At 69.2% G+C, this 25,203-nt stretch carries 19 protein-coding genes and 2 riboswitches; of the genes, 6 read left to right on the plus strand and 13 right to left on the minus strand.

Annotated features, from left to right (window positions below; translation table 11 throughout):
- Nucleotides 1–136 precede the first annotated feature (136 nt).
- From AC5Y4S_RS28360 to AC5Y4S_RS28380, 5 genes are all read left to right on the plus strand, one after another.
- Complete coding sequence (locus AC5Y4S_RS28360; RefSeq protein ID WP_500035866.1) at nt 137–1,507, plus strand: hemolysin family protein; 1,371 nt, start codon at nt 137–139, stop codon at nt 1,505–1,507.
- Nucleotides 1,504–2,544 carry a hemolysin family protein gene (locus tag AC5Y4S_RS28365; RefSeq protein ID WP_500035867.1) on the plus strand — a complete coding sequence of 347 codons (1,041 nt, stop codon included), beginning with the start codon at nt 1,504–1,506 and terminating at the stop codon, nt 2,542–2,544. Before AC5Y4S_RS28360 ends, AC5Y4S_RS28365 begins: the two co-directional genes overlap by 4 nt.
- Before the next feature lie 228 nt (nt 2,545–2,772).
- Entirely contained in the window at nt 2,773–4,968 is a 2,196-nt protein-coding gene (locus tag AC5Y4S_RS28370; protein ID WP_500035868.1) for a malate synthase G, read from the plus strand.
- A gap of 101 nt (nt 4,969–5,069) precedes the next feature.
- Nucleotides 5,070–7,118 carry a substrate-binding domain-containing protein gene (locus AC5Y4S_RS28375; protein ID WP_500035869.1) on the plus strand — a complete coding sequence of 683 codons (2,049 nt, stop codon included), beginning with the start codon at nt 5,070–5,072 and terminating at the stop codon, nt 7,116–7,118.
- A 132-nt stretch (nt 7,119–7,250) separates the two neighbouring features.
- The gene (locus AC5Y4S_RS28380) at nt 7,251–8,141 is read left to right on the plus strand and encodes a haloalkane dehalogenase (RefSeq protein WP_500035870.1); all 891 of its coding nucleotides are present in this window, start codon (nt 7,251–7,253) and stop codon (nt 8,139–8,141) included.
- A 78-nt stretch (nt 8,142–8,219) separates the two neighbouring features.
- Here AC5Y4S_RS28380 and gcvP read toward each other — a convergent pair whose 3' ends face one another.
- The 12 genes from gcvP to AC5Y4S_RS28440 form a co-directional block, all read right to left on the minus strand.
- The gene (gcvP, locus tag AC5Y4S_RS28385; protein WP_500035871.1) at nt 8,220–11,045 is read right to left on the minus strand and encodes an aminomethyl-transferring glycine dehydrogenase; all 2,826 of its coding nucleotides are present in this window, start codon (nt 11,043–11,045) and stop codon (nt 8,220–8,222) included.
- Between the two features lie 37 nt (nt 11,046–11,082).
- A riboswitch (glycine riboswitch) is annotated at nt 11,083–11,196 on the minus strand.
- Between the two features lie 5 nt (nt 11,197–11,201).
- Nucleotides 11,202–11,299, minus strand: a riboswitch (glycine riboswitch).
- 24 nt (nt 11,300–11,323) lie between these two features.
- Nucleotides 11,324–11,953 (minus strand): MerR family transcriptional regulator, encoded by a 630-nt coding sequence (locus AC5Y4S_RS28390; protein ID WP_500035872.1) that lies wholly within the window; start codon nt 11,951–11,953, stop codon nt 11,324–11,326.
- A gap of 260 nt (nt 11,954–12,213) precedes the next feature.
- Complete coding sequence (locus tag AC5Y4S_RS28395) at nt 12,214–12,708, minus strand: bifunctional nuclease family protein (RefSeq protein WP_066933175.1); 495 nt, start codon at nt 12,706–12,708, stop codon at nt 12,214–12,216.
- A gap of 64 nt (nt 12,709–12,772) precedes the next feature.
- Nucleotides 12,773–13,540, minus strand: coding sequence for a transcriptional regulator FtsR (gene ftsR, locus AC5Y4S_RS28400; protein WP_500035873.1), 768 nt, complete (start codon nt 13,538–13,540; stop codon nt 12,773–12,775).
- Nucleotides 13,541–13,552: 12 nt separating this feature from the next.
- Entirely contained in the window at nt 13,553–14,014 is a 462-nt protein-coding gene (garA, locus tag AC5Y4S_RS28405) for a glycogen accumulation regulator GarA (RefSeq protein ID WP_369830353.1), read from the minus strand.
- 275 nt (nt 14,015–14,289) lie between these two features.
- Nucleotides 14,290–14,688, minus strand: a complete 399-nt coding sequence (gcvH, locus tag AC5Y4S_RS28410; RefSeq protein ID WP_067149344.1) for a glycine cleavage system protein GcvH — start codon at nt 14,686–14,688, stop codon at nt 14,290–14,292.
- Nucleotides 14,689–14,725: 37 nt separating this feature from the next.
- Nucleotides 14,726–15,595: a DUF881 domain-containing protein gene (locus tag AC5Y4S_RS28415; protein ID WP_500035874.1), complete on the minus strand. Its 870-nt coding sequence runs from the start codon at nt 15,593–15,595 to the stop codon at nt 14,726–14,728.
- Nucleotides 15,596–15,600: 5 nt separating this feature from the next.
- A complete protein-coding gene (locus AC5Y4S_RS28420) occupies nt 15,601–15,933 on the minus strand; it encodes a small basic family protein (RefSeq protein WP_066933079.1) in 333 nt (110 codons plus the stop codon).
- A gap of 25 nt (nt 15,934–15,958) precedes the next feature.
- Nucleotides 15,959–16,885, minus strand: coding sequence for a DUF881 domain-containing protein (locus tag AC5Y4S_RS28425; RefSeq protein WP_500035875.1), 927 nt, complete (start codon nt 16,883–16,885; stop codon nt 15,959–15,961).
- A complete protein-coding gene (locus AC5Y4S_RS28430; RefSeq protein ID WP_500035876.1) occupies nt 16,878–17,507 on the minus strand; it encodes a CDP-alcohol phosphatidyltransferase family protein in 630 nt (209 codons plus the stop codon). The genes AC5Y4S_RS28425 and AC5Y4S_RS28430 overlap by 8 nt, the downstream gene beginning before the upstream one ends.
- A gap of 89 nt (nt 17,508–17,596) precedes the next feature.
- Nucleotides 17,597–19,921: an accessory Sec system translocase SecA2 gene (secA2, locus tag AC5Y4S_RS28435; protein WP_500035877.1), complete on the minus strand. Its 2,325-nt coding sequence runs from the start codon at nt 19,919–19,921 to the stop codon at nt 17,597–17,599.
- Between the two features lie 34 nt (nt 19,922–19,955).
- Entirely contained in the window at nt 19,956–21,599 is a 1,644-nt protein-coding gene (locus AC5Y4S_RS28440) for an acetolactate synthase (RefSeq protein ID WP_500035878.1), read from the minus strand.
- An 81-nt stretch (nt 21,600–21,680) separates the two neighbouring features.
- On the opposite strand from AC5Y4S_RS28440, the gene bacA reads away from it, so the two are divergent.
- The gene (gene bacA / locus AC5Y4S_RS28445; RefSeq protein ID WP_500035879.1) at nt 21,681–23,600 is read left to right on the plus strand and encodes a vitamin B12 ABC transporter pemease/ATP-binding protein BacA; all 1,920 of its coding nucleotides are present in this window, start codon (nt 21,681–21,683) and stop codon (nt 23,598–23,600) included.
- 97 nt (nt 23,601–23,697) lie between these two features.
- On the opposite strand, the gene AC5Y4S_RS28450 is transcribed toward bacA, so the two are convergent.
- Entirely contained in the window at nt 23,698–25,167 is a 1,470-nt protein-coding gene (locus AC5Y4S_RS28450; protein ID WP_500035880.1) for an FAD-binding protein, read from the minus strand.
- Nucleotides 25,168–25,203: the final 36 nt, after the last annotated feature.

Raw genomic sequence — 25,203 nt, forward strand, 5'->3', positions numbered from 1 at the left:
TTGGCTACCATGTGAATTCATGTGAGTCGCGGCCGGCAGCAAAGCGCTGCGCCGCATCGAGGGAAAGGCATGACGTGCCGCAGGCACGCGTCGGGGCCCGCATATTGATCCGGGCATCGTCCCCGGGGTCTGGGTCATGAACGTCGCCGTCACCCTGATCAGCCTCTTCGCCATCGCGCTGCTGATCTTCGCCAACGGGGTCTTCGTCGCGGCGGAGTTCTCGCTGACCGCTCTGGACCGCAGCGTCGTCGACTCCAACGCGCGCCTCGGGGGCCGGCGCGACCGATTCATCCAGCGCGCCCAGCAGCGGCTGTCGTTTCAGCTCTCCGGCGCCCAACTGGGCATCTCGATCTCCACGCTGGCGACCGGGTATCTGACCGAGCCGTTGATGGCCGACCTGCCGCATCCGGGGCTGAGCGCGATCGGCATACCGAACCGGCTGGCCGATGCGATCCTCGCGTTCCTGGCGCTGGTGATCGTGACGTCGGTGTCGATGGTGTTCGGGGAGCTGGTTCCGAAATATCTCGCCGTCGCGCGCCCGCTGTCGACCGGCCGCGCCGTCGTGGGCGTCCAGTTGCTGTTCTCGCTCATCTTCACCCCGGCCATCCGGTTGACGAACGGCGCCGCCAACTGGATCGTGCGCGAGCTGGGCATCGAGCCGGCTGAGGAGCTGCGCTCGGCCCGCTCGCCGCAGGAGCTGGCGTCCCTGGTGCGCAACTCCGCCCGCAGCGGCACGATGGATGCCGCCACCGCCGCCCTGGTGCGGCGATCCCTGCAGTTCGGCGAGCTGACCGCCGAGGAGCTGATGACGCCGAGGTCGAAGATCGTCGCGCTGGAAACCGACGAGACGGTCGCCGACCTGATCGCCGCGGCCGCCGAGTCCGGCTTCTCCCGCTTCCCCATCGTCGACGGCGACCTGGACGAGACCGTCGGCATCGTGCACGTCAAGCAGGTGTTCGCGGTGCCGGCGGCCGAGCGCGCGACCACCCTGCTGACCACGCTCGCGCAGCATGTGCCGGTGGTCCCGTCGACCCTGGACGGCGACGCGGTGATGGCCGAGATCCGCGCCAACAGCCTGCAAACCGCGATGGTTGTCGACGAGTACGGCGGCACCGCGGGCATGGTGACGGTCGAGGACCTGATCGAGGAGATCGTGGGCGACGTCCGCGACGAGCACGACGACGCCACCCCGGACGTGGTGGCGGCCGGCGCCGGCTGGCGGGTGAACGGGCTGTTGCGCATCGACGAGGTGGCCGCCGCCACCGGATTTAGGGCCCCGGAAGGGCCCTACGAAACGATCGGCGGCCTGGTGCTGCGCGAGCTCGGCCACATCCCGGTGGCCGGGGAAACCGTGGAGCTGACCGCCCTGGACCCCGACGGCCTGCTGGACACCTCGATGCGCTGGCAGGCGACGGTGGTTCGGATGGACGGTCGCCGCATCGACGTGCTCGAGCTGCAGGAGCTGGGCAGCCGTGCCGAAACGCCCGCGGGACGGGGCCCCTCGTGAACGACGCACTGGGAGTCCTGCTGGCGATCCTGCTGATCGGCGTCAACGCGTTTTTCGTCGGCGCGGAATTCTCGCTGATCTCGGCGCGCCGCGATCGCCTCGAGGCGCTGGCCGAGCAGGGCAAGGCGAGGGCCGTGGTGGTGATCCGCGCCGGCGAGCAACTGTCGTCGATGCTGGCCGGGGTGCAGCTGGGGGTGACGGTCGCGTCGCTGCTGCTCGGTCGCATCGGTGAGGCCGCGGTCGCCAGCCTGCTCCGCTCGGCGCTGGGCCTCACCGGCTGGCCCCCAGCGCTGCTGCACACGCTGTCGCTGGCGATCGCGCTGGCGATCGTCGTGACCATGCACGTGCTGCTGGGCGAGATGGTGCCGAAGAACATCGCGCTGGCCGGCCCCGAGCGCGCCGCGATGCTGCTGGTCCCGCCCTACCTGGCGTACGTGCGTGCGGCCCGGCCGTTGATCGCGTTCTACGACAAGTGCGCCAACGTGGTGCTGCGCGCGCTGCGGGTCGAGCCCAAGTCGCAACTCGACGTCGCGGTTTCCACCACGGAGCTGCGGGTGATGATCACCGAATCGGTGTCCGAGGGGCTGTTGGACGCCGAGGAGCACGGCAGGCTGACCCGGGCACTGCAGCTGCGCTACCGCCGCGTCGGCGACGTGGCGCGGCCGCTCGCCGAGATCCGGGCGGTGCCGGTTGCCGCAGCGGGCTCCGGGCCGACCGTGGGCGCGGTCGAAGAGGCCCTGGCCCAGAGCGGTTATTCGCGGTTTCCCGTCGCCGACCCCGACGGGAAGTTCATCGGGTACCTGCACATCAAGGACGTGCTGACGCTCGACGATGACCCGAACACGGTGATCGACCGGTCCTGGGTGCGACCGCTGCCGCAGGTTCCGGCGTCGTTGCCGCTGGCCGACGCCCTGTCGCGGATGCGCCGCAGCAACAGCCATCTGGCTTTGGTGACTGGCGACAGCGGCACGGTGGTGGCGATGGTGGCGATGGAAGATCTGGTCGAAGACCTGGTCGGCACCATGCGCGACGCGTAGTGCCGCTGCCCGCGAACCGGGCCGCAGCCCGTATGATCTCCAAGGCTGCCGGGCCGGATAGCGATCGTCGCGGTTCGCCGCGGCGCCATAGTCGGAGCTCTTAGCGCGCGCCTGACCTGCTGTTGAAGGTCGGGCGGATGACGTCCGGCAAGCCGCCGGTCGGTAGGCTGAAGGCAATGCGTGCTGAGGGTCAGTGAGGTGTTACTCGGCCCACTATGGAGGAGAAAAATGACTGATCGCGTGTCGGTGGGGAACCTGCGCGTCGCCCGAGTGCTCTACGACTTCGTGAACAACGAGGCCCTGCCCGGCACCGACATCGACCCGGACAGCTTCTGGGCCGGCGTCGACAAGGTCGTGGCCGACCTGACCCCGCAGAACCAGGATTTGCTGAACCGCCGCGACGAGCTGCAGGCCCAGATCGACAAGTGGCACCGGCACCGCGTGATCGAGCCGATCGACGCCGAGGCCTACCGCGAGTTCCTCATCGAAATCGGCTACCTGCAGCCCGAACCCGACGACTTCACCATCACCACCTCGGGTGTCGACGACGAGATCACGACGACCGCAGGCCCGCAGCTGGTGGTGCCGGTGCTCAACGCGCGGTTCGCGCTGAACGCGGCGAACGCTCGCTGGGGTTCGCTCTACGACGCCCTGTATGGCACCGACGTCATCCCCGAGAGCGACGGCGCGGAAAAGGGATCGAGCTACAACCGGGTGCGCGGCGACAAGGTGATCGCCTACGCGCGCGGGTTCCTCGACCGGGCCGTCCCCCTGGCGTCGGGCTCCTGGGCGGACGCGACCGGCATCAGCATCGCCGACGGCCAGCTGCAGATCACCCTCGGTTCCGAAGCGGAGCCCGTCGGGCTGGCCCAGCCCGAGAAGTTCGTCGGGTACAGCGGCGAGCTCGGGTCCCCCAGCTGGTCGGTGCTGCTGGTCAACCACGGACTGCACATCGAGATCCTGATCGACCCCGAGTCCCCCGTCGGCGCCACCGACCGGGCCGGCGTCAAGGACGTCGTCCTGGAATCGGCGGTCACCACGATCATGGACTTCGAGGACTCGGTGACCGCCGTCGACGCCGACGACAAGGTGCTGGGCTACCGCAACTGGCTGGGGCTGAACAAGGGCGACCTGGTCGAAGAGGTCAGCAAGGGCGGCGAGACCTTCACCCGCGCGCTCAACGCCGACCGCACCTACAACACGCCCGACGGCGGGGAGCTCACCCTGCCCGGCCGCAGCCTGTTGTTCGTCCGCAACGTGGGGCACCTGATGACCAACGACGCCATCATCGACGCAGATGGCAACGAGGTTTTCGAGGGCATCATGGACGGGCTGTTCACCGGCCTGACCGCGATCCACGGGCTGCGGACCGGTGACGCCAATGGCCCCCTGACCAACAGCCGCACGGGTTCCATCTACATCGTCAAGCCCAAGATGCACGGGCCCGCCGAGGTCGCGTTCACCTGCGAACTGTTCAGCCGCGTCGAGGACGTGCTGGGCCTGCCGCAGGGCACCCTCAAGGTCGGCATCATGGACGAGGAACGCCGCACCACGGTCAACCTCAAGGCGTGCATCAAGGCCGCCGCCGATCGGGTGGTGTTCATCAACACCGGCTTCCTCGACCGCACCGGCGACGAGATCCACACCTCGATGGAGGCCGGCCCGATGATCCGCAAGGGTGCGATGAAGAACAGCACCTGGATCAAGGCCTACGAGGACGCCAACGTCGACATCGGGCTCGCCGCCGGGTTCAAGGGCAAGGCCCAGATCGGCAAGGGCATGTGGGCGATGACCGAGCTGATGGCCGACATGGTCGAGCAGAAGATCGGCCAGCCCAAGGCCGGCGCCACCACCGCGTGGGTGCCGTCGCCCACGGCGGCGACCCTGCACGCGATGCACTACCACTACGTGGACGTGGGCGCCGTGCAGGAGGAGCTCGCGGGCAAGAAGCGCACCACCATCGAGGAGCTGCTGACCATTCCGCTGGCCAAGGAATTGGCTTGGGCGCCAGAGGAAATCCGCGAGGAGCTGGACAACAACTGCCAGTCCATCCTCGGCTACGTGGTGCGCTGGGTGGAGCAGGGCGTCGGCTGCTCGAAGGTGCCCGACATCCACAACACGGCGCTCATGGAGGACCGGGCCACCCTGCGCATCTCCAGCCAGCTGCTGGCCAACTGGCTGCGCCACGGCGTGATCACCAGCGAGGACGTTCGCGCCAGCCTGGAGCGGATGGCACCGCTGGTGGACCGGCAGAACGAAGGGGACCCGGTTTATCGGCCGATGGCGCCCAACTTCGACGACAGCATCGCCTTCTTGGCGGCTCAGGAGCTGATTCTGTCCGGGACGCAGCAGCCCAACGGCTACACCGAGCCGATCCTGCACCGGCGCAGGCGCGAGTTCAAAGCCCGCGCCGCGGGTGCGTGAAAACGGCCCGACATGCGGTAGGTAACGCGGTCCGATGACTAGAATCTGCGCCGAGTTCACAAGTCACGCGACGAGTCGACGGGAAGGCGGCGGGCACCGGTATGGGTAGGCACAGCATGCCCGACCCCGAGGATTCCGTCGACGAGCCAGCTGACGAACACCTCGCCGACGAGGCCTACCCGGCCGACGACACGGGTCAGCACCACCGCGAGGCCGGCCTCCCGGACTATCCGAGCGGGGACGACTACGGCGCGGTGGACTACTCCGGCGAGGACTACTCGCACGAGGACCCGTACGCGACCGACGACACGTTCGCCTCCGGCCCCGACGACGCGTATCCGGAATTCGCCCCCAGCCCGATGAGCGTGCCGCCACCGGCCGCCCCGTCGTCCCGCTTCGGCGGTGGCCACCGCGGGCTCGGCGAGCGGCTCGGCGGCCACCGCAGCGACGGCGGGCGCCGCGGCGTCAGCATCGGGGTGATCGTCGCGCTCGTCGCCGTCGTCGTCGTGGTGGGCACGGTGATCCTGTGGACTTTCTTTGGTGACGCGTTGTCGCACCGCTCGCACACCGCTGCCGCGCGGTGCGTGGGGGGCAAGGAGACGGTCGCCGTCATCGCCGACCCGTCGATCGCCGATCCCGTGCAGCAGCTCGCCGAGAGCTACAACGCCACGTCCGGCCCGGTCGGCGATCACTGCATGGTGGTGAGCGTCAAACAGGCCGGCTCCGACGCCGTCCTGGGCGGGTTCGCCGGCAAGTGGCCGGCCGACCTGGGCGGCCAGCCGGCGTTGTGGATCCCGGGCAGCTCGATCTCCGCCGCGCGGCTCGCCGCGTCGGGTCAAAAGATCACCGAAAGCCATTCCCTGGTCACCTCGCCGGTCATGCTCGCCGTGCGGCCGGAACTCGGCCAGGCCCTGGGCAATCAGGGCTGGGCGGCGCTGCCCGGCCTGCAAACCAACCCCAATTCGCTGGCCGGGCTGAACCTGCCGGCGTGGGGGTCGCTGCGGCTGGCGCTGCCGATGACCGGCAACGCCGACGCGTCATTGCTGGCCGGCGAGGCCGTGGCGGCCGGGGCGGCCCCACCCGGTGCGCCGCCGACCCAGGGCGTCGGCGCCGTGCGCACGCTGTTGGGCGCCCAGCCCAAGCTCGCGGACAACTCCCTGACCGAGGCGCTGAACACGCTGCTCAAGCCCGGTGACGCGGCGACCGCGCCGGTGCACGCCGTGGTCACCACCGAGCAGCAGCTGTACCTGCGGGGCCAGTCGCTGTCCGACGCCAAGAGCACGCTGGCTTCCTGGCTGCCGCCCGGTGCGGCACCGGTCGCCGACTATCCCGCGGTGCTGCTGGGCGGCTCCTGGGTGAACCAGGAGCAGGCCTCCACGGCCAACGGGTTCGCCCGCTTCATGCAGAAGCCCGAGCAACTCGCGAAGCTCGCCAAGGCCGGCTTCCGGGTCAGCGGCGTCAAGCCGCCCAGCAGCCCGGTCACCAGCTTCGCGGCGCTGCCGTCCACCCTGTCGGTGGGTGACGACACGCTGCGCGCCACGCTGGCCGAGGCGATGACCGCCCCGTCCAGCGGGCTGGCCGCGACCATCATGCTCGACCAGTCGATGCCCGCTGACGAAGGTGGAAAGTCGCGGCTGGCCAACGTGATCGGGGCGCTGCAGGAAAAGATCAAGTCGTTGCCGGCCAGCGCCGCCGTGGGGCTGTGGACCTTCGACGGCCACGAGGGGCGCTCGGAGGTGACCAGCGGACCGCTGGGCGACCCGGTCAACGGCCAGCCGCGCTCGGCGGCGCTGACGGCCGCGCTGGACAAGCAGTATTCGTCGGCCGGCGGCGCGGTGTCGTTCACCACGCTGCGCCTGCTCTACCAAGAGGTGCAGGCCAATTACCGCGCCGGCCAACCGAATTCGATACTGGTGATCACGTCTGGTCCACACACCGACCAGACGTTGGACGGGCCCGGGCTGCAGGACTTCATCCGCAAGAGCGCCGACCCGGCCAAGCCGATCGCGGTCAACGTCATCGACTTCGGCGCCGACCCCGACAAGGCCACCTGGGAGGCCGTCGCCCAGCTCAGCGGCGGCGGCTACCAGAACCTCACCACGTCGGCGTCCCCCGATCTGGCCGCGGCCCTGAGCACCTTCTTGAGCTGACGGCACCCGACTCGCCGCGACCGTAACCCGGCTGCGAAAAACCGGGCCGAACTTCGCCGTGCGGTTACGCTCGCGGTCCGGGCGTTGTCACCGCTGCGGCATACGATCGTCGCGTTGCCCGAAGGGAGCGTCATGACGATCGATTTCACCCCGGATCCCCGCCTTTATCCGTTCGAGTCGCGCTGGTTCGACAGCTCGCGCGGGCGGATGCATTACGTCGACGAGGGTCACGGCCCGCCGATCCTGTTCTGCCACGGCAACCCGACGTGGAGCTTCCTGTACCGGAACATCATCGTCGCGCTGCGCCACCAATTCCGTTGCATCGCAGCCGATTATCTCGGCTTCGGGCTGTCCGAGCGACCCGCCGGATTCGGATACAAGATCGACGAGCATGCCCAGGTGGTCGGCGAGTTCGTCGACCACCTGGGCCTCGACGGCTATCTGACGATGGGCCAGGACTGGGGCGGCCCCATCAGCATGGCGGTCGCGGTAGAGCGCGCCGCCCGGGTCCGCGGCGTCGTGCTGGGCAACACCTGGTTCTGGCCGGCGGACACGCTGGCGACGAAGGCGTTCAGCCGCGTGATGGGCAGCCCGCCGATGCAGTGGGCGATCTTGCAGCGCAATTTCTTTGTGGAGCGGCTCATCCCGGCGGGGACCCAGCACCGCCCGAGCGCGGAGGTGATGGAACACTACCGGGCCGTGCAGCCCAGCGCCGAGGCGCGCAAGGGCGTGGCCGAGATGCCCAAGCAGATCCTCGCCGCCCATCCGCTGCTGGGGCGGCTCGCCGAGGAGGTGCCGGCCAGATTGGGCGGCAAGCCCGCGCTGTTCGTCTGGGGGATGAAGGATTTCGCGTTCCCGCCGGGCCCGACGCTCCCGCGGATGCGCGCGAGCTTCCCCGATCATGTCGTCGTCGAGCTGCCCGACGCCAAGCACTTCATCCAGGAGGACGCGCCCGACCGGGTCGCGGCGGCGATTATCGAGCGCTTCGGCAGTGGCGATCGCGAGCGCGGCGAAGCCGGGTGAAGCGGGTCGCCACCGTCGGGCTAGTGGCGATCGCGAGCGCGGCGAAGCCGGGTGAAGCGGGTCGCCACCATCGGGCTACTAGGCGAACGCCTCCACCGGCGGGCATGAGCAGACCAGGTTGCGGTCGCCGTAGGCGCCGTCGATGCGGCGCACCGGCGGCCACACCTTGGGCCGGAACCCCTTGCCCAGCGGGTAGGCCGCCTCCTCCCGCGTGTACGGGTGGTCCCAATCCGAGACGAGCAGGCACTCGGCGGTGTGCGGAGCGCCCCGCAGCGGGTTGTCGTCCACGGACCACTCCCCCGCGCCGACGCGCTCGATCTCGCCGCGGATGGCGATCATGGCCTCGCAGAAGTCGTCGACCTCGGTCAGGCTCTCGCTTTCGGTCGGCTCCACCATCAGCGTGCCGGCGACCGGGAAGCTCATGGTTGGCGCGTGAAAGCCGTAGTCCGCCAACCGCTTTGCGACGTCGTCGACGGTCACTCCGGTGGCCTTGGTGATGCCGCGCAGGTCCAGGATGCACTCGTGCGCGACCATGCCGTTCTCGCCCGCGTACAGCACCGGGAAGTACTCGTCGAGGCGCCGGGCGATGTAGTTGGCCGAGGCGATCGCGGTGAGCGACGCCGCCCGCAGCCCGTCGGCGCCCATCATCCGGATGTAGGCCCACGTGATCGGCAGGATCGACGCCGACCCGTAGGGCGCCGACGACACCGGATGGCCGCCGGGCAGTTCCGGGGCATGCGGGTGGCCAGGCAGGAACGGCGCCAGGTGCGAGCGCACCGCCACCGGCCCGACGCCCGGCCCGCCGCCGCCGTGCGGGATGCAGAACGTCTTGTGCAGGTTCAGGTGACTGACGTCGCCGCCGAACCTGCCCGGGCGGGCCAGCCCGACCAGCGCGTTGAGATTGGCGCCGTCGATGTAGACCTGGCCGCCCGCGTCGTGCACGGCCGCGCAGATCTCGGCGATGTCGTGCTCGTACACGCCGTGGGTGGACGGGTAGGTGATCATCAGCGCGGCCAGCCGGTCCGCGTGCTCGGCCACCTTGGCCCGCAGGTCGTCGAGGTCGACGTCGCCGTTGTCGCGGCACGCGACCACGGCCACCCGCAGCCCGGCGAGCGCGGCCGACGCGGCATTGGTCCCGTGCGCGCTGGACGGGATGAGGCAGATGTCGCGGTGCGGTTCGCCGCGGCTGGCGTGGTAGTCGTGGATGGCCAGCAGGCCGGCGTACTCGCCCTGCGAGCCCGCGTTGGGCTGCAGCGAGACGGCGTCGTAGCCGGTGATCTGCACCAGCCAGGTCTCCAGGTCGGCGATCAGCCGGCGGATCCCCTCGGTGTCGGAGGCCGGCGCGAACGGGTGCAGGCGCGCGAACTCGGGCCAGGTGACCGGTTCCATCTCGGCCGCGGCGTTGAGCTTCATCGTGCACGAGCCGAGCGGAATCATGCTGCGGTCCAAGGCAATATCCTTGTCCGCCAGCGTGCGCAGGTAGCGCATCATCGCCGTCTCGGTGCGGTATTGCGTGAAGGCCGGGTGCGTCAGGAACTCCGAGGTGCGGGTCGCGATGTCCACGGCGACGGGTTCGGCGGCCGGCACTCCGAAGGCGTCGATCACCGCGGCGACGTGCGCGTCGGTGGTGGCCTCGTCGCAGGCCACCGAGACGTGGTCGTCGTCGACGCGCCAGAGGTTGACGCCGTTGGCCTTGGCCGCGGCCAGCACCTCGTCGGCGCGGCCCGGCACCCGGGCCAGCACGGTGTCGAAGTACGTGTCGTGCACCAGCGCCGAGCCCAGCGCGGCGGCGATCGTGTTTGCGTGGGCGTGCACGCGGCGGGCGATCGCGGTCAGACCGTCGGCGCCGTGGTAGCTGGCGTACATCGCGGCCATCACGGCCAGCAGCACCTGCGCGGTGCAGATGTTGCTGGTCGCCTTGTCGCGGCGGATGTGCTGCTCGCGGGTCTGCAGCGCCAAACGAAACGCCGGCGCGCCGTCACTGTCCACGGACACGCCGACCAGCCGCCCCGGCAGCTGGCGGGCGTGCTTGGCGTGCACGGCCAGGTAGCCGGCATGCGGCCCGCCGAATCCCATTGGGACACCGAACCTTTGGGTGGTGCCGAACGCGACGTCGGCGCCGATGTCGCCGGGCGGGGTGATCAGCGTAAGGGCCAGCAGGTCCGCGCCGACGGCGACCAGCGCGCCCCGTTCGTGCGCCGCCGAGACCAGGGCCGTCCAGTCGGTGATCCGGCCGCTGGCGCCCGGCAGCTGGGTGATGATGCCGAAGAAGTCGCCGTCGGGCAGGCCGTCACGCAGGTCGGCGGTGACGATCTCGATGCCCAACGGCCTGGCCCGCGTGGCGAGCACGGCCGCGGTCTGGGCGAAGACGTCGACGTCCACGGCGAGCTTGTTCGCCGTCCCGCGAGCGGCGCGGTGCATGAGTGTCATCGCCTCGGCCGCGGCGGTGCCCTCGTCGAGCATCGACGCGTTGGCGACCTCCAGCCCGGTCAGGTCGGCCACCATCGTCTGGAAGTTCAGCAGCGCCTCCAGCCGGCCTTGGCTGATCTCCGGCTGGTAGGGCGTGTACGCGGTGTACCAGGCCGGGTTCTCCATGATGTTGCGCAGCAACACCGGCGGCGTGAGCGTGTCGTAGTAGCCCTGCCCGATCATCGACACGGCCACGGTGTTGGCGTCGGCCAGGGCGCGCAGCTCGGCCAGCGTCTCGGCCTCGCTGGCGGGGGGCGGCAACTGGTCCAGGCCCGGCGCGGCGCCGCCGTCGGGGCGCGTGTCGAGGATGCCGGCCGGAACCGCCTTCGACGCCAGCTCGTCTAACGAGTCGACCCCGATGACGTCGAGCATGGCGGCGATGGCCTGGCGATCCGGCCCGATGTGCCGCGCTGCGAAGGTTGATTGATCGGCCACGGCGAACTCCTGAGGTCGAGGGACTAACGGCCCTCTCCCTCTGTCTTCACCCGTTCGCCGGGCGCCTGAGAGATTCGGCGCCGGCTGCTGCCGGGGCGCCTTTCCCCATCGGCGGGTGGGACCGCTACCGGTCCGCACCGCTTTCCAGAGGCGTCGTTAACTCGCGCGGTCCGGGTGCCTGAGAGGTTGACGGAGAGGTGTTGCTCCTTCGGCGCCCGTGACTGGCAGCCACGAGACTCTCCCGCCCGAGTGCGACGCGCGGACCAGTTTACCCGGGGTCAGCCGATCTTGCGGTCGCGGTGCTTGCGCCGCGACGCCAGCTCGTCCTCCGGGGCCGCGATCGACTCGCCGCCGTCGGCGCGCTCGCCGTGGAAGTCGGCGATCACGCCGGTCAGCTCGCGCATGGCGCCCGACACCGCGATGCCGAACACGCCCTGCCCGCCCTGCAGCAGGTCGACGACCTCTTCGGCCGAGGTGCACTCGTAGACGGTGGTGCCGTCGGAGAACAGCGTGATGTTGGCCAGGTCCTGGACGCCGCGCTGGCGCAGGTGGTCGACGGCGACGCGGATGTTGTGCAACGAGATGCCGGTGTCGAGCAGTCGCTTGACGATCTTGAGGACCAGGATGTCCTTGAAAGAGTACAGCCGCTGGCTGCCGGAGCCCGCCGCGCTGCGGATCGACGGGACCACCAGCGACGTGCGCGCCCAGTAGTCCAGCTGGCGGTAGGTGATGCCGGCGATCTGGCACGCGCTCGGCCCGCGGTAGCCCACCAGCTCGTCGGGCACGGAATCGTCGGGGAACAGCCCGGGCTGCACCGGTGCGCTCGCTGCGGAGACGGGTTGGTCGCTGCTCGCGGCGTTCGCTTGGTCAGCTAGGTCCAGCTGCTCTTGACGTGGCTGGTCGCTCACGGGGGTTCCTCTCGCCGATCGCGCTGTCATCGTTAGCTGCGTCTGTAGGCTGCACCGCAGCCACGTTTGCTCAGGCCCGAGTGCTAGTGAGCTTACGCTTTTCGATAGCCGCCGCGCCTTAAGTCGTGATCAAAGTATGGCGGCCGGAGGCCCAACTGGCAGCACTATCGGCCAGCGTGTCGAGATCGCGGCGCCAGATGAGATGGATCCGTGATGTCGGCGTCCAGCCTAGTCCCCGCGGGATGGCCCTCGCCGCGCGACTAGGTGGCCTTGAAGTCGTCGGGCGACACGCTGTCGAGGAACTCCTTGAACTTCTCCACCTCGTCCTCGCGTACGGCGGTGTTGGCCTCTTCGTCGCTCTCGTCCGGGATGAGCAGACCGGCCTGGGCGAGCACGGCCTCCTCGACGTAGATGGGGACGCCGACCCGCAGGGCGATCGCCACCGAGTCCGACGGGCGCGCCGAGACAGTGATATTGCGGTCGAAGACCAGGTCGGCGTAGAACGTGCCCTCCTGCAGGTCGACGATCCGCACCTCCTTCAGCGAATGCCCAAGCGCCGCAATGAGATCCCTGATCAGGTCATGCGTCAGCGGTCGGGGTGGTTCGACGCCCTGCTGCTCCAGCGCGATGGCGGCGGCTTCGGACTGACCGATCCAGATTGGCAGGTAGCGGTCACCGTTGGCCTCGCGCAGCAACAGCACCGGCTGGTTCTGCGGTTGCTCGACGCGAATGCCGACAACACGAACTTCACCCATCTGTGTCTGCCCTCCGCAACTCTTCAGCCCGCCGAACACCAAGCTGTCCAACGAAGTCTAATCCTCAGCGATGCAGAACGTCGCGAACGGCAGACTTGATCAGCGAGGTGTGCAATGTGATCGCGAGCGCGGCCACCTCCCGCGCCAGGTCGTCGGCGCGGTCCCGGGCGCCGGCCTTGCCGGCCTTGACGAGCGGCCCCGCGATCTGCGCGATCAGATCGGACTGCCGGTCGGCCGCGGAACGGAACGCGCGCAGGTGCCTCGGTTCGACGCCGTATTCGGCCAGGGCCCGCGCGCATTGGAGGATGACCACGGCGTGTTCGTCGAAGAATCGGCCCGGGCCGGTGGTGATCACCCCCGCCCGGAGCAACGCCGTCAGCAGATCGTCGTCCACCCCGGAACGCTCCAGGAGATCCTCTCGGCTCAGCCGGACCCGCGGCGGGGCCACCGCCGCCGCGTCGGGCTTGGCGCCCGGGGCGGCCGCGGCCACGGCGCCGGATTCCCCGCCGTTCGGAACCGACACCAATCGCGGTACCCCGTAAGGCGATCCGATCGGGGGCAGCTCGCCGTCGGGCAGCGCGTCCAGCTGCGCCCGGATCACCTTCAGCGGCAGGTAGTGGTCGCGCTGCGCGGTGAGGATGAACCGCAGCCGCGCGCAGTCATACGCGGTGAACCTGCGATATCCCGACGCGGCGCGCTGCGGCGTCACCAGTCCCTCGGCCTCCAGGAATCGAATCTTGGAGATCGTGACATCGGGGAAATCCGGCCTCAACAGGTCGAGGACCGCCCCAATCGACATCCCGGCCAGTGCCGGGCTATCGGGTGCGCTCACTACCCTCCTTCACTACCCTCCGGAATCTCCGTCGTCGCCCTGCTTGGGTCCGGTCAAGAACACCAACCGGAACTTGCCGATCTGCACTTCGTCGCCGTTGGCCAGCACCGCCGAATCGACGGGCTCGCGGTTGACGTACGTGCCATTCAGGCTACCGACATCGACTACGTGAAACTCGTTATTTTCCAACCTGAATTCGGCGTGGCGACGGCTGACGGTGACGTCGTCGAGAAAGATGTCGCTGTCGGGATGCCGACCGGCGGACGTGATGGCCTGGTCGAGCAGGAACCGCGACCCGGCGTTAGGTCCGCGTTTGACGACCAGCAACGCCGAGCCGGCCGGGAGTCCTTCGACGCCCGACACCGCGCTCTCGGTCCCCGCCTGGGCGGGCGCGTCGAGTTCGTTGAGAAAGTCGGCACGAAAGACCGAAGTCGTTTCCACCGTGACTTCGTCAGAGGTCTGGTCGTTATCCATGTCCGTCACGCGCTGCTCCTCACTGGCCGCTGTGGCGTTATCCGAACCGGGCCGCTCGCCCGGCTCCCCTCAAGGTTTGTCGAGGTTTCCTGAGTTTCTCTAGCCCCGCACTGCTGATTACTTGACCGTCTCGTGTCTATCAAGTGTCGATCTGTTGACCGTACCGCGCACCGGTTCGCAATGTGCCCCCCACCGGACGATCGGAAGCCCGACCGACGTGAACCGCGTGCGCCGCCCGCAGCACCGAGCGGGGCTGGCAGGCACATTAGCAATCGTCATTCGGTCAGCGTCCCGCGGTAGGCCTCCGGGTCGAGCAGCGCCGAGATCGCCGACTCGAGCTCGGCGGCGTCCGAGACCTGGACGTCGACGAGCCAGCCCGATCCGTAGGGGTCGGAGTTGACCAGCTGCGGACTGCCCTCTAGGTCGGCGTTGACCGCCAAGACCGTGCCCGAGACCGGCGCGAACAGGTCCGACACCGACTTCGTCGATTCCACCTCGCCGAAGGATTCGCCCGCGCTCACCTGGCTGCCCACGTCCGGCAGCTGGACGAAGACGACGTCGCCGAGCGCCGACTGCGCGAAGTCGGTGATACCGACCCGCACGGTGTCCTCACCGCTGCGTCGAACCCACTCATGTTCGGCGGTGTAGTGCAGATCGGACGGGATATCGCTCACGGGTGATCCTGTTCTGGTCGCTGCCAACGAGGCACGTTCACTTGACCGGCTGAGCGTATTGGTGCGGTTTTGGTTGCCGCAAGGTGGTCACGTCGACCCGGTCGGCCTGCTGGACCGACATCCGGGCGCCGACGCGCTTGATGCTGTCCTCGGCTCCGCCGGGGATGTTCATCGCCGCGGCCAGCGTGGGCGGATCGCCAATCGCCAGAATCGAATACGGGGACGACAGGGTCTTGGTGTCAACGGTCAACGAGCCCGGCGTACCCACTATCCAGGTATCGACACCTACCCGGACGGATTGGTGTGCGTCGTTGATCTCGATCGCTTCGGCGCCGGCGGCACGCAGCTCGTTGAGCACGTCGAGCATCGCCTCCGGTGACACCCCCGGGCCCGGGTCATCGATGGTGATGATGACGCCGGGACCGGTGGCGCCCACCGCGCCGACCAAGATGGACAGCGCCGCGAGCCGGGCCTGGGCGCTCTGGATGGCGGCCTGATCGTTGTTGCCGGACGCCTGCAACGCATTCAGCGTGTTTTGCAGCTCGGCGACTTCGGTGTTCAGCGTGGCCTCGCGCTGCCGCAGCGAGTCCAGCAGCACCAACAGGTCGGCGGGGCGGGCGGTGTCCAGCGAGTCGCCCGACTTGGTCTGGCGGACCTGGGTGACGATGGCAATCCCCAGGACGAGGCACAGCACGACCGCCAGCGCCCCGAAGGCCAGCCGCGAGCGTCCGGCCCGCAACATCGCGGACAGTCCCGTGCGGTGCACCGGGCCGATCTCGGGCCGCGGGCGGTGCGGCGGCAGTTCGTGCCGGCCGCGATGCGCTCCCTCGCCCGCGACGGGCTCGGCCGGCGCGTCGCGACTTTCCCCGTCTTCGGGGGCGGGGCGATCGGGCGGGTCCTGGCTCACGGCCGTTATGCCCCGAACAGCCGGCGCCGCAGCGCGGCGGCGTTGCCGAAGATGCGGATGCCCAATACGACGATGATCGCGGTGGACAATTGGGTGCCTACGCCCAGTTGGTCGCCGACGTAGACGATGAGCGCGGCCACAAAGACGTTGAACACGAACGAAATCACGAAGACCTTGGGGTCAAAGATGCGTTCGAGGTAGGCGCGCAGTCCGCCGAACACCGCGTCGAGCGCGGCCACCACCGCGATCGGCAGATAGGGCTGGACCACCTCGGGCACGGCGGGGTGGAAAACCAACCCCAGCACGATGCCGACCGCGAGCGCCGCGATGCCGATCATGCTCGGTTTCCTCTCGGCATGTCTCTCACTTGGGCCCAATCTGTTTGGCGAACTTGACATCCCGCATCGGTCCGGCGGGCAGCGACAGGCCGTCGGCGACGTTCACGGTGACGACGACGCCGTAGGAGGACTCCAGCAGCCGCAGCCGCTGCAGGCCGGGGCTGTTGTCGAAGACGTCGCGCATCGAGTGCGGCGGCCCGACCGCCAGGATCCGGTAGGGGCTGCTGGTGGGGTTGTTGTCGACGAGGATCGCCCCGCCGGCCTGCCGGATGGTGACATTGGGTCCGATCCGGACGCCGCCGACGGAGATGGCTTCGGCGCCGCTGGCCCACAGCGAGTTGACGACCAGCTGCAGGTCGCGGTCCAGGATGATCTGCCTGCTGCCGTTGATGCGCTGCTTGGAAACGTCGGAAAGGTTCGGGCCGGCACCGGGATCGGTCACGGTCACTGCGAGGCCGGGACCGATCACCGCCGTGCTCGCCGCCGCCAGGCCCAGCGCGTCGAGATTGGCCAACAGCCGCTGCCCCTGGGCGTTTTCGGCCAGTGCGTGGCGCTGCACGTCGTCGACTCGGCTCGAGAGCGCGCTGCGCTGTTGGCCCAACCTGGCCGCGGCGGCCTCCGAGGAACGCACGCTTTCCAGCAGCAGCTGCTGCGCGGTGCGCACGCCGGGCGCCACCGAGCGCGCCTGCGCGACCGCGGCGGCGAACACCGTCGCGATCAGCAGCGCGGCCAGGGCCTGCCACAGCCAGCCGAGGGCGCGGGCGCGGCGGCTCGGCGCCGCGCCGTCACTGTCGCGTTTGGCCGCGGCCGCGGCGTAGCCGGGATCCAGGTGCTCCGAGAGCAGGGCGCGCAGCAGCGAGGGCACCGGGATCAGCTGGGGCCGCGCCGCGGCGTGCGCGCTGCGGCCGGCGTTGGGGTCATAGCCGCCGAGCATCCGGTCCGCGTCACTCATGGCCAGCCGCCTTGCGGGTGACCGGCTGACGGTCGGACTGTTTGAGCTTGGGCATCCGGCGCACCACCAACGTCATCTGCACCGCATACAGCACGAACGCCCACAGGTACATGTACAAGCCCCAGCCCAAAAAGCCCCAGCCGCAGGCCCTCAGCACGCGGCTCCACTCCGCGCCGCCGGTGCCCAGCAGGACCAACGGAAACCCGGCCATCAATGCGAAGGTGGCGCCTTTTCCGACGTAGGTCACCGGCAGCGCCGACAGGCCGCGGCTGCGCAGCAGCGGGAGCGTGGCGGCCAGCAGCCCGTCGCGCACCAGCAGGGTGATGACGAACCACCACGGCACGATCCCGTCGATCGCCAGGACGATCGGGACGGTCACCATGTAGAGCCGGTCCACCGCCGGGTCCAGCAGAACGCCCAGCCGCGAGGACTGGTTGAGCGTGCGGGCGATCTTGCCGTCGGCCCAGTCCGAGGCCCCGCTGAACATCAGGATCGCCACCGCCCAGCCGTTGGCGTGGGCGAACAGCAGGACGTAGACGAATACCGGGATGAGCAGCAGGCGGATCGCGCTGAGCGCGTTGGGCACCGTCAGCACCCGATCGGGCGGAAGCGCGGGCTCCATGAGCCGTGACATTAGCCGAATGCCGAGTGCGCGGCTGGCCGCACACTCGAGCTCGAGCGTGCGGCTGGCCGCACGCTCGTCGGCTCAGCTCAGCGGAACACCCCGGGCAGGCTCAGGGTCGACAGCGTGTCGTCGGACAGCGGGTTGTCGTTGACCATGTAGGTCCACGTCGACGTCGGCCGCGCCAGTTTGGACAGGTCCAGCCCGGGCTCCTCGTCGAGCACGTTCGCGGTTTCGAACGTCTGCTGCGCCGCCTCGATGGCGTCGGCGGCCAGCGACGCGAACGCGTCGACCGCCATCCGGTGGAACTCGTCCAGCGGATTCTGCCGGCCCAGCGCGCGCAGGTGGATGCTTTCGCGGATGTCGGCGAGGTAGGCCAGATGGTCGGCCCAGCCCCGGTCGAGGTGATACAGCATGATGAGCCGGCAGATCTTCTCGAGGCGGTCTTCGGAGATCTCCTCGGAGAGTTCCTCGTAGCGGTCCGGCGCCAGCTCGGCGAGCTCCTCGCGCGCGGTCGCGGTGCGCAGCAACGTGTTTCGGCGATCGACGATGATCGCGCGCTGCTGCGCGATCAGCTGGTTGTAACGCCAGGTGTTCGCGTGCACGTCGAGCATCCGGCCCTCGGCGACCCGCTGGGCGTGGTCGAGCATCCCGGCCGCCTTGGGGCTGACGATCCGGCCGTCCTCGTCGGTTTGCATGGGCAGCTTGTTGTGGTCGAGGTTCGCCGCGACGACGTCGTCCTCCCAGCTCGAGAAGAACACCGACGACCCCGGGTCGCCCTGCCGTCCCGCGCGGCCGCGCAGCTGGTTGTCGAGGCGCTCCGTGTGGTGGCGGCCGGTGCCGACGACGTGCAGCCCGCCCAGTTCGGCGACGCGGTCGTGGTCGGCCTCGTCGGACCCGCCGAGGCGGATGTCGGTGCCGCGCCCGGCCATCTGGGTCGACACGGTCACCGTGCCGTACTCGCCGGCCTCGGCGATGACCTTCGCCTCTTCGGCGTCATTCTTCGCGTTGAGCACGACGGCGGGGACGCCACGGCGCAGCAGCCGCTCGTGTAGCTCCTCGGACTCGGCCACGTCGCGGGTGCCGACCAGCACCGGCTGCCCGGTCTCGTGCACCTCGGCGATGTGCGCGACGATCGCGTCGTTCTTAGCTGCCGCGGTGATGTAGACCCGGTCGGCCTCGTCCTCGCGAATGTTGGGCTCGTTCGGCGGGATTGGCGACACGCCGAGCTTGTAGAACTGGCGCAGCTGCTCGCCGGCGGCCAGCGCGGTGCCGGTCATGCCGCAGACGGTGGCGTAGCGGTTGATCAGCGCCTGCACGGTGATGGTGTCGAGCACCTCGCCGGTCTCGGTGGTCTCGATGCCCTCCTTCGCCTCGACGGCGGCCTGCAGGCCGTCGGGCCAGCGCTGCAGTTGCGCGATGCGGCCGCGGGCGGAGTTGATCAGGTGCACCGCTTCGTCGCGCACGATGTAGTGCACGTCGCGCTGCAGCAGCACGTGCGCGTGCAGCGCCACGTTGACCTCGGTCAGGGTGGTGCCGACGTGCTCCTCGGAGTACAGGTCGATGCCGCCGAGCGCCTTCTCGACCTTGCGGGCGCCGACGTCGGTCAAATGCACGTTGCGGCTGTCGGCGTCGGTCTCGTAATCGGTGGCGGGGTCCAGCTTGCCGACCAGCTTGATGATCTCCAGCCGCGGCGTCTCGCGGTGGGTGGTGCCGGCCAGCACCAGCGGCACCAGCGCCTCGTCGACCAGCACCGAGTCGGCCTCGTCGATGAGGGCCACGTCGGGATTTGGTGACACCAGGTCGTCGACGTCGGTCGCCAGCTGGTCGCGCAGGACGTCGAAGCCGATCTCGTTGACCGAGGCGTAGGTGACGTCGCAGCCGTAGGCGGCGCGGCGTTCCTCGCTCGACGAGTCCGCGGTGATCCAGCCGACCGTCAGCCCCAGGGCTTCCAGCAGCGGGCCCATCCACTCCGCGTCGCGGCGGGCCAGGTAGTCGTTGATGGTCACCACGTGCACGTGCCGTCCCGCGAGGGCGTATCCGGCGGCCGCGATCGCCCCTGACAGGGTCTTGCCCTCACCGGTGGCCATCTCGATCACATCGCCGGCGAGCATGCGCAAGGCGCCTAGCAGCTGGACATCGAAGGGGCGAAGCCCGGTGGCCCGCTCGGCCGCCTCCCGCGCGATCGCGAGGAACTGCGGGATGTCGGCGGACTCGGCGAGGTCGTCGAGCTTGAGCAGCCCCGTGGCCTCGCGCAGCTTTTCGTCGCTGAGGCCGGCCGCCTTCTCGTCGTACTCCGACGAGGCGGTGACCTCGGCGAGGGACCGCGTCTGGTTCTTCTCGGTGCTGGCGCCCAGCAGCCGCCAGAATCGGCTACTCAGGCGGCCGGGCTGCGTCCGGGTGGTCTTTGGCACAGGTCAACGGTACGCGGTCGGCCACGGCACCCGGCTAAGCCAGGTTCGAGCGGCGCGGGTAGGCGACCGCCGGGTCGGTGAGCACGTTGACGACGGCGGGCAGCCCGCTGGCGAAGGCGCGCTCCAGCGCGGGACGCAACTCGGCGGGAGCGGCCACCAGCTCACCGTGGGCGCCCAGGGCGCGGGCCACCTCGTCGTAGCGGGTGCCCGGGCGCAACTCGGCCACCACCGAGTAGCCGTACAGCGCCTCCATCGGGTGTTTCTCGAGACCCCAGATTCCGTTGTTGCCGATGATCGACACGACCGGCACGCCGTGGCGGACCAGGGTGTCCCACTCCATCCCGCTGAAGCCGAACGCGCCGTCGCCCTGCAGCAGCACGACCTGGCGGTCGGGCCGGGCCAGCTTGGCGGCCAACGCGTAGCCGGGGCCCGACCCGAGGCAGCCGAACGGGCCGCTGTCCAGCCAGCAACCCGGCAGATAGCTGTCGATCACCCGCCCGGCGTAGGACCCGAAGTCGCCCGCGTCGATGACGACGATGGCGTCGCGGTCCAGCAGCGGTGCCAACTCCGCGTACACCCGCATCGGATGCAGCGGGATCCGGTCGTCGGCCAGCTCGGCCTCCTCCTGGGCGCGTGCCGCGGTCTCGGCGGTTCGTAGCCCTGCGACCCAATCCGGGTGTGCGGTGCCACGCGTGGCGGCGAGGGCCGCAAGGATCGAGCTGAGGTCGCCGTATAGGCCGGCGGCAACGGGCCGGGGATGCTCGCGGACGGGTTCGCCGCGGTCCGCCACGATCAGCTGCGTTTCCGGCCCGAACACCTTGCCGAAGCCCAACCTGAAATCCATTGGCACACCGACGATCAGCGCGACGTCGGCCTCGCCCAGCGCCTTGCCGCGCACCCGCGAGAAGGCCATCGGATGGTCGGCCGGCACCGCGCCGCGGGCCATCCCGTTCATCAGCACCGGAATCTGAAGTTCCTCCGCGAGGTGCAGCAGCGCGGCCTCGCCGTGTCCCCACCAGACGTTGGTGCCCGCCATGATCACCGGCCGCTGGGCCGCCGCCAGCAGGTCGACGGCGCGGTCGAGGGCCTGGGCATCCGGGGCCGGTCCGGGCGGCACCGCGCTCAAGGCGCCGGGCCGGCCGTCATCCTCCGACATCGAAAAGGCGTGGTCCATCGGAAAGTCGACGAACCCCACCCCGGATGGGGCGCCGACGGCCGCGCGCAACGCCTCGTCCACCAGCCGGCCGGCGTCGTCGGCCGACTGCGCGGTGGCGGCGAATCGGGCCAGCGGTGCCACGAACGGCACATGGTCGATCTCCTGCAGCGAGCCCATGCCCCAGCGCCCCGCGGGGGCCCGGCCACCCAGCACCACCAGCGGTGACTGGTTCTGCTGCGCCGCGGCCATCGCGCTCATCCCGTTGGTCACGCCCGGCCCCGCGGTCAATGCGGCCACGCCGGGCAGCCTCGTCACCTTCGACCAGCCCTCGGCGGCGAACGTCGCGGTCTGTTCGTGGCGGGTGTCGATCAGCCGGATCCCCTCGTCGCGGCACCCGTCGTAGATGGAGAACAGGTGACCGCCCGATAGGGTGAACACGGTGTCGATGCCGCTGGCCTTGAGCCGGCGTGCGATGAGTCGGCCGGCATGTACGGTCTGGCTGGACGGAGCGTCGATGCTCATCCAGGCAGCCTATCGGCAATCACTCGGGTACCTTCGCCGAAGGATTTTGTGTCAGGCCTCGACCTTAAGGAGACATCGACCATGGGCCCGAAGCCGTTCACGCCGTCGATCAATTGGTCGGCGGCACCCATGGATTCCCTGCGCTGGATCGCCATAGCCTGGGCGATCGGCGCCGTCTGCCTGCTCGCCGTGCTGGTGGCGTTCCGGTACCTGACCCCGTGGGGCCGGCAGTTCTGGCGGATCACCCGCGGATACTTCGTCGGCGCGTCGAGCGCCAAGGTGTGGGCGATGCTGGGCGTGCTGTTGCTGTCGGTGCTCTGTTCGGTGCGGCTCACCGTGCTGCTGAGCTACCAGGGCAACGACCTGTACACGGCGGTGCAGAAGGCCGTGCAGGGCATCGCGGCCGACGACGCCAACGTCAAAGAATCTGGGATTCACGGCTTTTGGATGTCGATCGGGATCTTTTCCGTGCTGGCGACGCTGTATGTCATCCGGTTCATGATCGACATCTATCTGACCCAGCGATTCATCATCGCCTGGCGCGTCTGGCTGACCGCCCACCTCACCGACGACTGGCTGGAGGGCAAGGCCTACTACCGGGACCTGTTCATCGACAACACCATCGACAACCCGGACCAGCGCATCCAGCAGGACATCGACATTTTCACCGCCAACGCCGGGGGCACCCCGAACATCCCGTCCAACGGGACGGGCAGCACCCTGCTGTTCGGCGCCGTCAACGCGGTGGCCTCGGTGATCTCCTTCGCCGCGATCCTGTGGCAGCTCTCCGGGAACCTGGAACTTTTCGGCTTGGTGTTGCCGCGCGCGATGTTCGTCACCGTGCTGGTCTACGTGCTGGTCGCGACCGTGGTCGCGGTCTGGCTGGGCCATCCGCTGATTTGGCTGAGCTTCAACAACGAAAAGCTCAACGCCGCATTCCGTTACGCGCTGGTGCGGTTGCGCGACGCGGCCGAGGCGGTGGGCTTCTACCGCGGTGAACGAGTCGAGCGGGCGCAACTGTGGCGGCGCTTCACCCCGATCATCGCCAACTACCGCAAGTTCGTGCGCCGGACCATCATCTTCAACGGGTGGAACTGGTCGATGTCGCAGATCATCGTGCCGCTGCCGTGGGTGATCCAGGCGCCGCGGCTGTTCGCCGGGCGGATCGACTTCGGCGACGTCGGCCAGAGCGCGACGGCCTTTGGCAACATCCAGGATTCGCTGTCGTTCTTCCGCAACAACTACGATGCGTTTGCCGCATTCCGCGCGGCGATCATCCGGTTGCACGGGCTGGTCGATGCGAACAGCCAGGGCCGCGCGCTGCCGACGATCCTGGTCAAGCCGAGCGACGAGGCAACCGTCGAGCTTCGCGGTGTCGAGGTGCGCACGCCGGCCGGCGACCAGTTGATCGACCCGCTCGATGTGGCGCTCGACGACGGCGACTCGCTGGTGATCACCGGTCGATCGGGCGCCGGCAAGACCACGCTGCTGCGCAGCCTGGCCGAGTTGTGGCCGTACGCCTCCGGGACCCTGTGCCGCCCCGACGGCGACAACGCGACGATGTTCCTGTCGCAGTTGCCCTACGTGCCGCTCGGCAGCCTGCGCGGCGTGGTCTGCTACCCGAACGAGCCGGCGAACGTCTCGGACGGCGAACTGCAGGACGTGCTGACGAAGGTGGCCCTGGCGCCGCTGATCAGCCGGCTCGACGAGGAGCAGGACTGGGCCAAGGTGCTCTCCCCGGGCGAGCAGCAGCGCGTCGCGTTCGCCCGCATCCTGCTCACCAAACCGAAGGCGGTGTTCCTCGACGAGGCCACCTCGGCGCTCGACGAGGGGCTGGAGTTCGCGCTGTATCAGCTGGTGCGCACCGAGTTGCCGGACACCGTGCTGGTCAGCGTCAGCCACCGGCCCACCGTCGAGCAGCATCACCGCCAACAGCTCCAGTTGCTGGGCGGCGGCCAGTGGCGGCTCGGCCCGGTGGAGAAGGAACCCGCCGGGGTCTAGGCTTTCGCGTTGCGGCCAGGGCGCGGCGAGCCTGCAAATTCGTAGGGGTTTACTCGCACTTTCGCTGCAAAATTACAGCCTCGACGCCGTGCGCCGATTACGACCGCGCGCCCGCGGCCTCCCGGGCCGCGTGCGCCCCGGCGCGGCGCCCGAAGAACGAGCCCTCCCCCAGCTGCGTTCCACTGGCGTAGCCCTTGCCGTCCTGGGCAATGTTGGACGCGCACGCGCCCACCGCGTACAGGCCGGGAACCACGGTGCCGTCCTCGCGTTGCACCTGCCCGTCGACCGACACGGCCAGCCCGCCGACGGTGAATCCGGCGTACATCGCCTTGCCCAACGACATGTCGAACGCGCCCCAGGGCCCTTTGTCTTGCGCCGCAAGGAATTCCGGCTGCTTGTGGAAATCGGGATCCTCGCCGCGGGCGGCGTGGGTGTTGTAGCGGTCCAGGGTTGCGACCAGGTTGCCATGCGGGATGCCCAGCGCGGCTTCCATCTCGGGCACGGTCTCCCAGCCGTCGATCAGCGGCACCAGCGGCATCTTGGGATGCTCCAGGTGCGCCTCGTCGACGATCAGGAACGCGGCGCTGTCCGGCTGATCCATGATAAAGCCCGCCGTGCGGGAGTGGTAGGAGTCTTCGGCGACGAACCGCTGCCCGAGCTTGTTCACGATGATCCCGGTGAGCAGGATCGACGGCGGGTAGGGCGGCGCTGTGATGAAGATCTGATCCATGTGCTGGGTGGCGCCGCCCGCGGAGACGCCCATCCGGATGCCCAGGCCGTCGTCGTAGGTGTTGCCGAGCACGAACGGCTTCTCGCCGAGCTTCGGGGTGTACTTGGCCACCATCTCCGGGTTCATCACGAATCCCCCGGCAGCGATGATCACCGACTTTGCCTTGATCGCACCGGTTTCGGAGAATTGCTTCCACAGCACGCCGGTCACCGCGCCGGCGTCGTCCACGATGAGCTGGCTGGCGCCGGTCTCGTATCGGATTTGCACGCCGAGGCTGGCGGCCCGCTTGAGCAGCAGGTCGATCACCATGCTGGCGCCACCGGTGTCGCCGGGCACCGGCACTTTGTGACCGCGCGGCGCCGGGACCGCCTTTTCCAGGAAGGGCCAAACCTTCTCGTTGCCGGTGAACATCAACCCCTCGGTGTTGGGCTGGATCACGGCCTTGCCCGGGAAGTAGCTGCGCTCGAATTGAAAACCCAAGTCTTCCAACCAATTGAAATGCTCGACGCTGCCCTCGCAGTAGGCGCGAATCTTCGCGTGGTCCGGCTGCCTCGACACCGCGACGAGGTATTTGTACATCTCCTCGGCCGAGTCGGGGTGGCCGGTCGCCTCCTGCACGGCGGTCCCGCCGCCGAGGTAAAAGTGGCCTCCCGCAAGGGAAGTCGTGCCGCCCGCCGCGGCGGCGCGCTCGAGCACCAGTACCTTCGCGCCCGCGGCCGCCGCGCTGACCGCCGCGCACCCGCCGCCGATGCCGAAACCGATCACCACCACGTCGACCTCGTCCGACCATGACGTCACCGTGCCCGCGTTGACGGTTGCCGGAATCTCGGTGCTCATTGGCGCCACTCCTCTTCGTCACTGCGTTCCGCATCG

The sequence above is a fragment of the Mycobacterium sp. NGS64 genome, assembly GCF_059812245.1.

Coding starts and splice junctions, on each gene's coding strand:
- AC5Y4S_RS28430 (WP_500035876.1), bottom strand. CDS start 17,507: ATGGAGCCCGCGCTTCCGCCCGATCGGGTGCTGACGGTGCCCAACGCG.
- AC5Y4S_RS28360 (WP_500035866.1), top strand. CDS start 137: ATGAACGTCGCCGTCACCCTGATCAGCCTCTTCGCCATCGCGCTGCTG.
- AC5Y4S_RS28450 (WP_500035880.1), bottom strand. CDS start 25,167: ATGAGCACCGAGATTCCGGCAACCGTCAACGCGGGCACGGTGACGTCA.
- AC5Y4S_RS28425 (WP_500035875.1), bottom strand. CDS start 16,885: ATGAGTGACGCGGACCGGATGCTCGGCGGCTATGACCCCAACGCCGGC.
- AC5Y4S_RS28440 (WP_500035878.1), bottom strand. CDS start 21,599: ATGAGCATCGACGCTCCGTCCAGCCAGACCGTACATGCCGGCCGACTC.
- AC5Y4S_RS28375 (WP_500035869.1), top strand. CDS start 5,070: ATGGGTAGGCACAGCATGCCCGACCCCGAGGATTCCGTCGACGAGCCA.
- garA (WP_369830353.1), bottom strand. CDS start 14,014: ATGGATAACGACCAGACCTCTGACGAAGTCACGGTGGAAACGACTTCG.
- AC5Y4S_RS28370 (WP_500035868.1), top strand. CDS start 2,773: ATGACTGATCGCGTGTCGGTGGGGAACCTGCGCGTCGCCCGAGTGCTC.
- AC5Y4S_RS28420 (WP_066933079.1), bottom strand. CDS start 15,933: ATGATCGGCATCGCGGCGCTCGCGGTCGGCATCGTGCTGGGGTTGGTT.
- bacA (WP_500035879.1), top strand. CDS start 21,681: ATGGGCCCGAAGCCGTTCACGCCGTCGATCAATTGGTCGGCGGCACCC.
- AC5Y4S_RS28380 (WP_500035870.1), top strand. CDS start 7,251: ATGACGATCGATTTCACCCCGGATCCCCGCCTTTATCCGTTCGAGTCG.
- AC5Y4S_RS28395 (WP_066933175.1), bottom strand. CDS start 12,708: ATGGGTGAAGTTCGTGTTGTCGGCATTCGCGTCGAGCAACCGCAGAAC.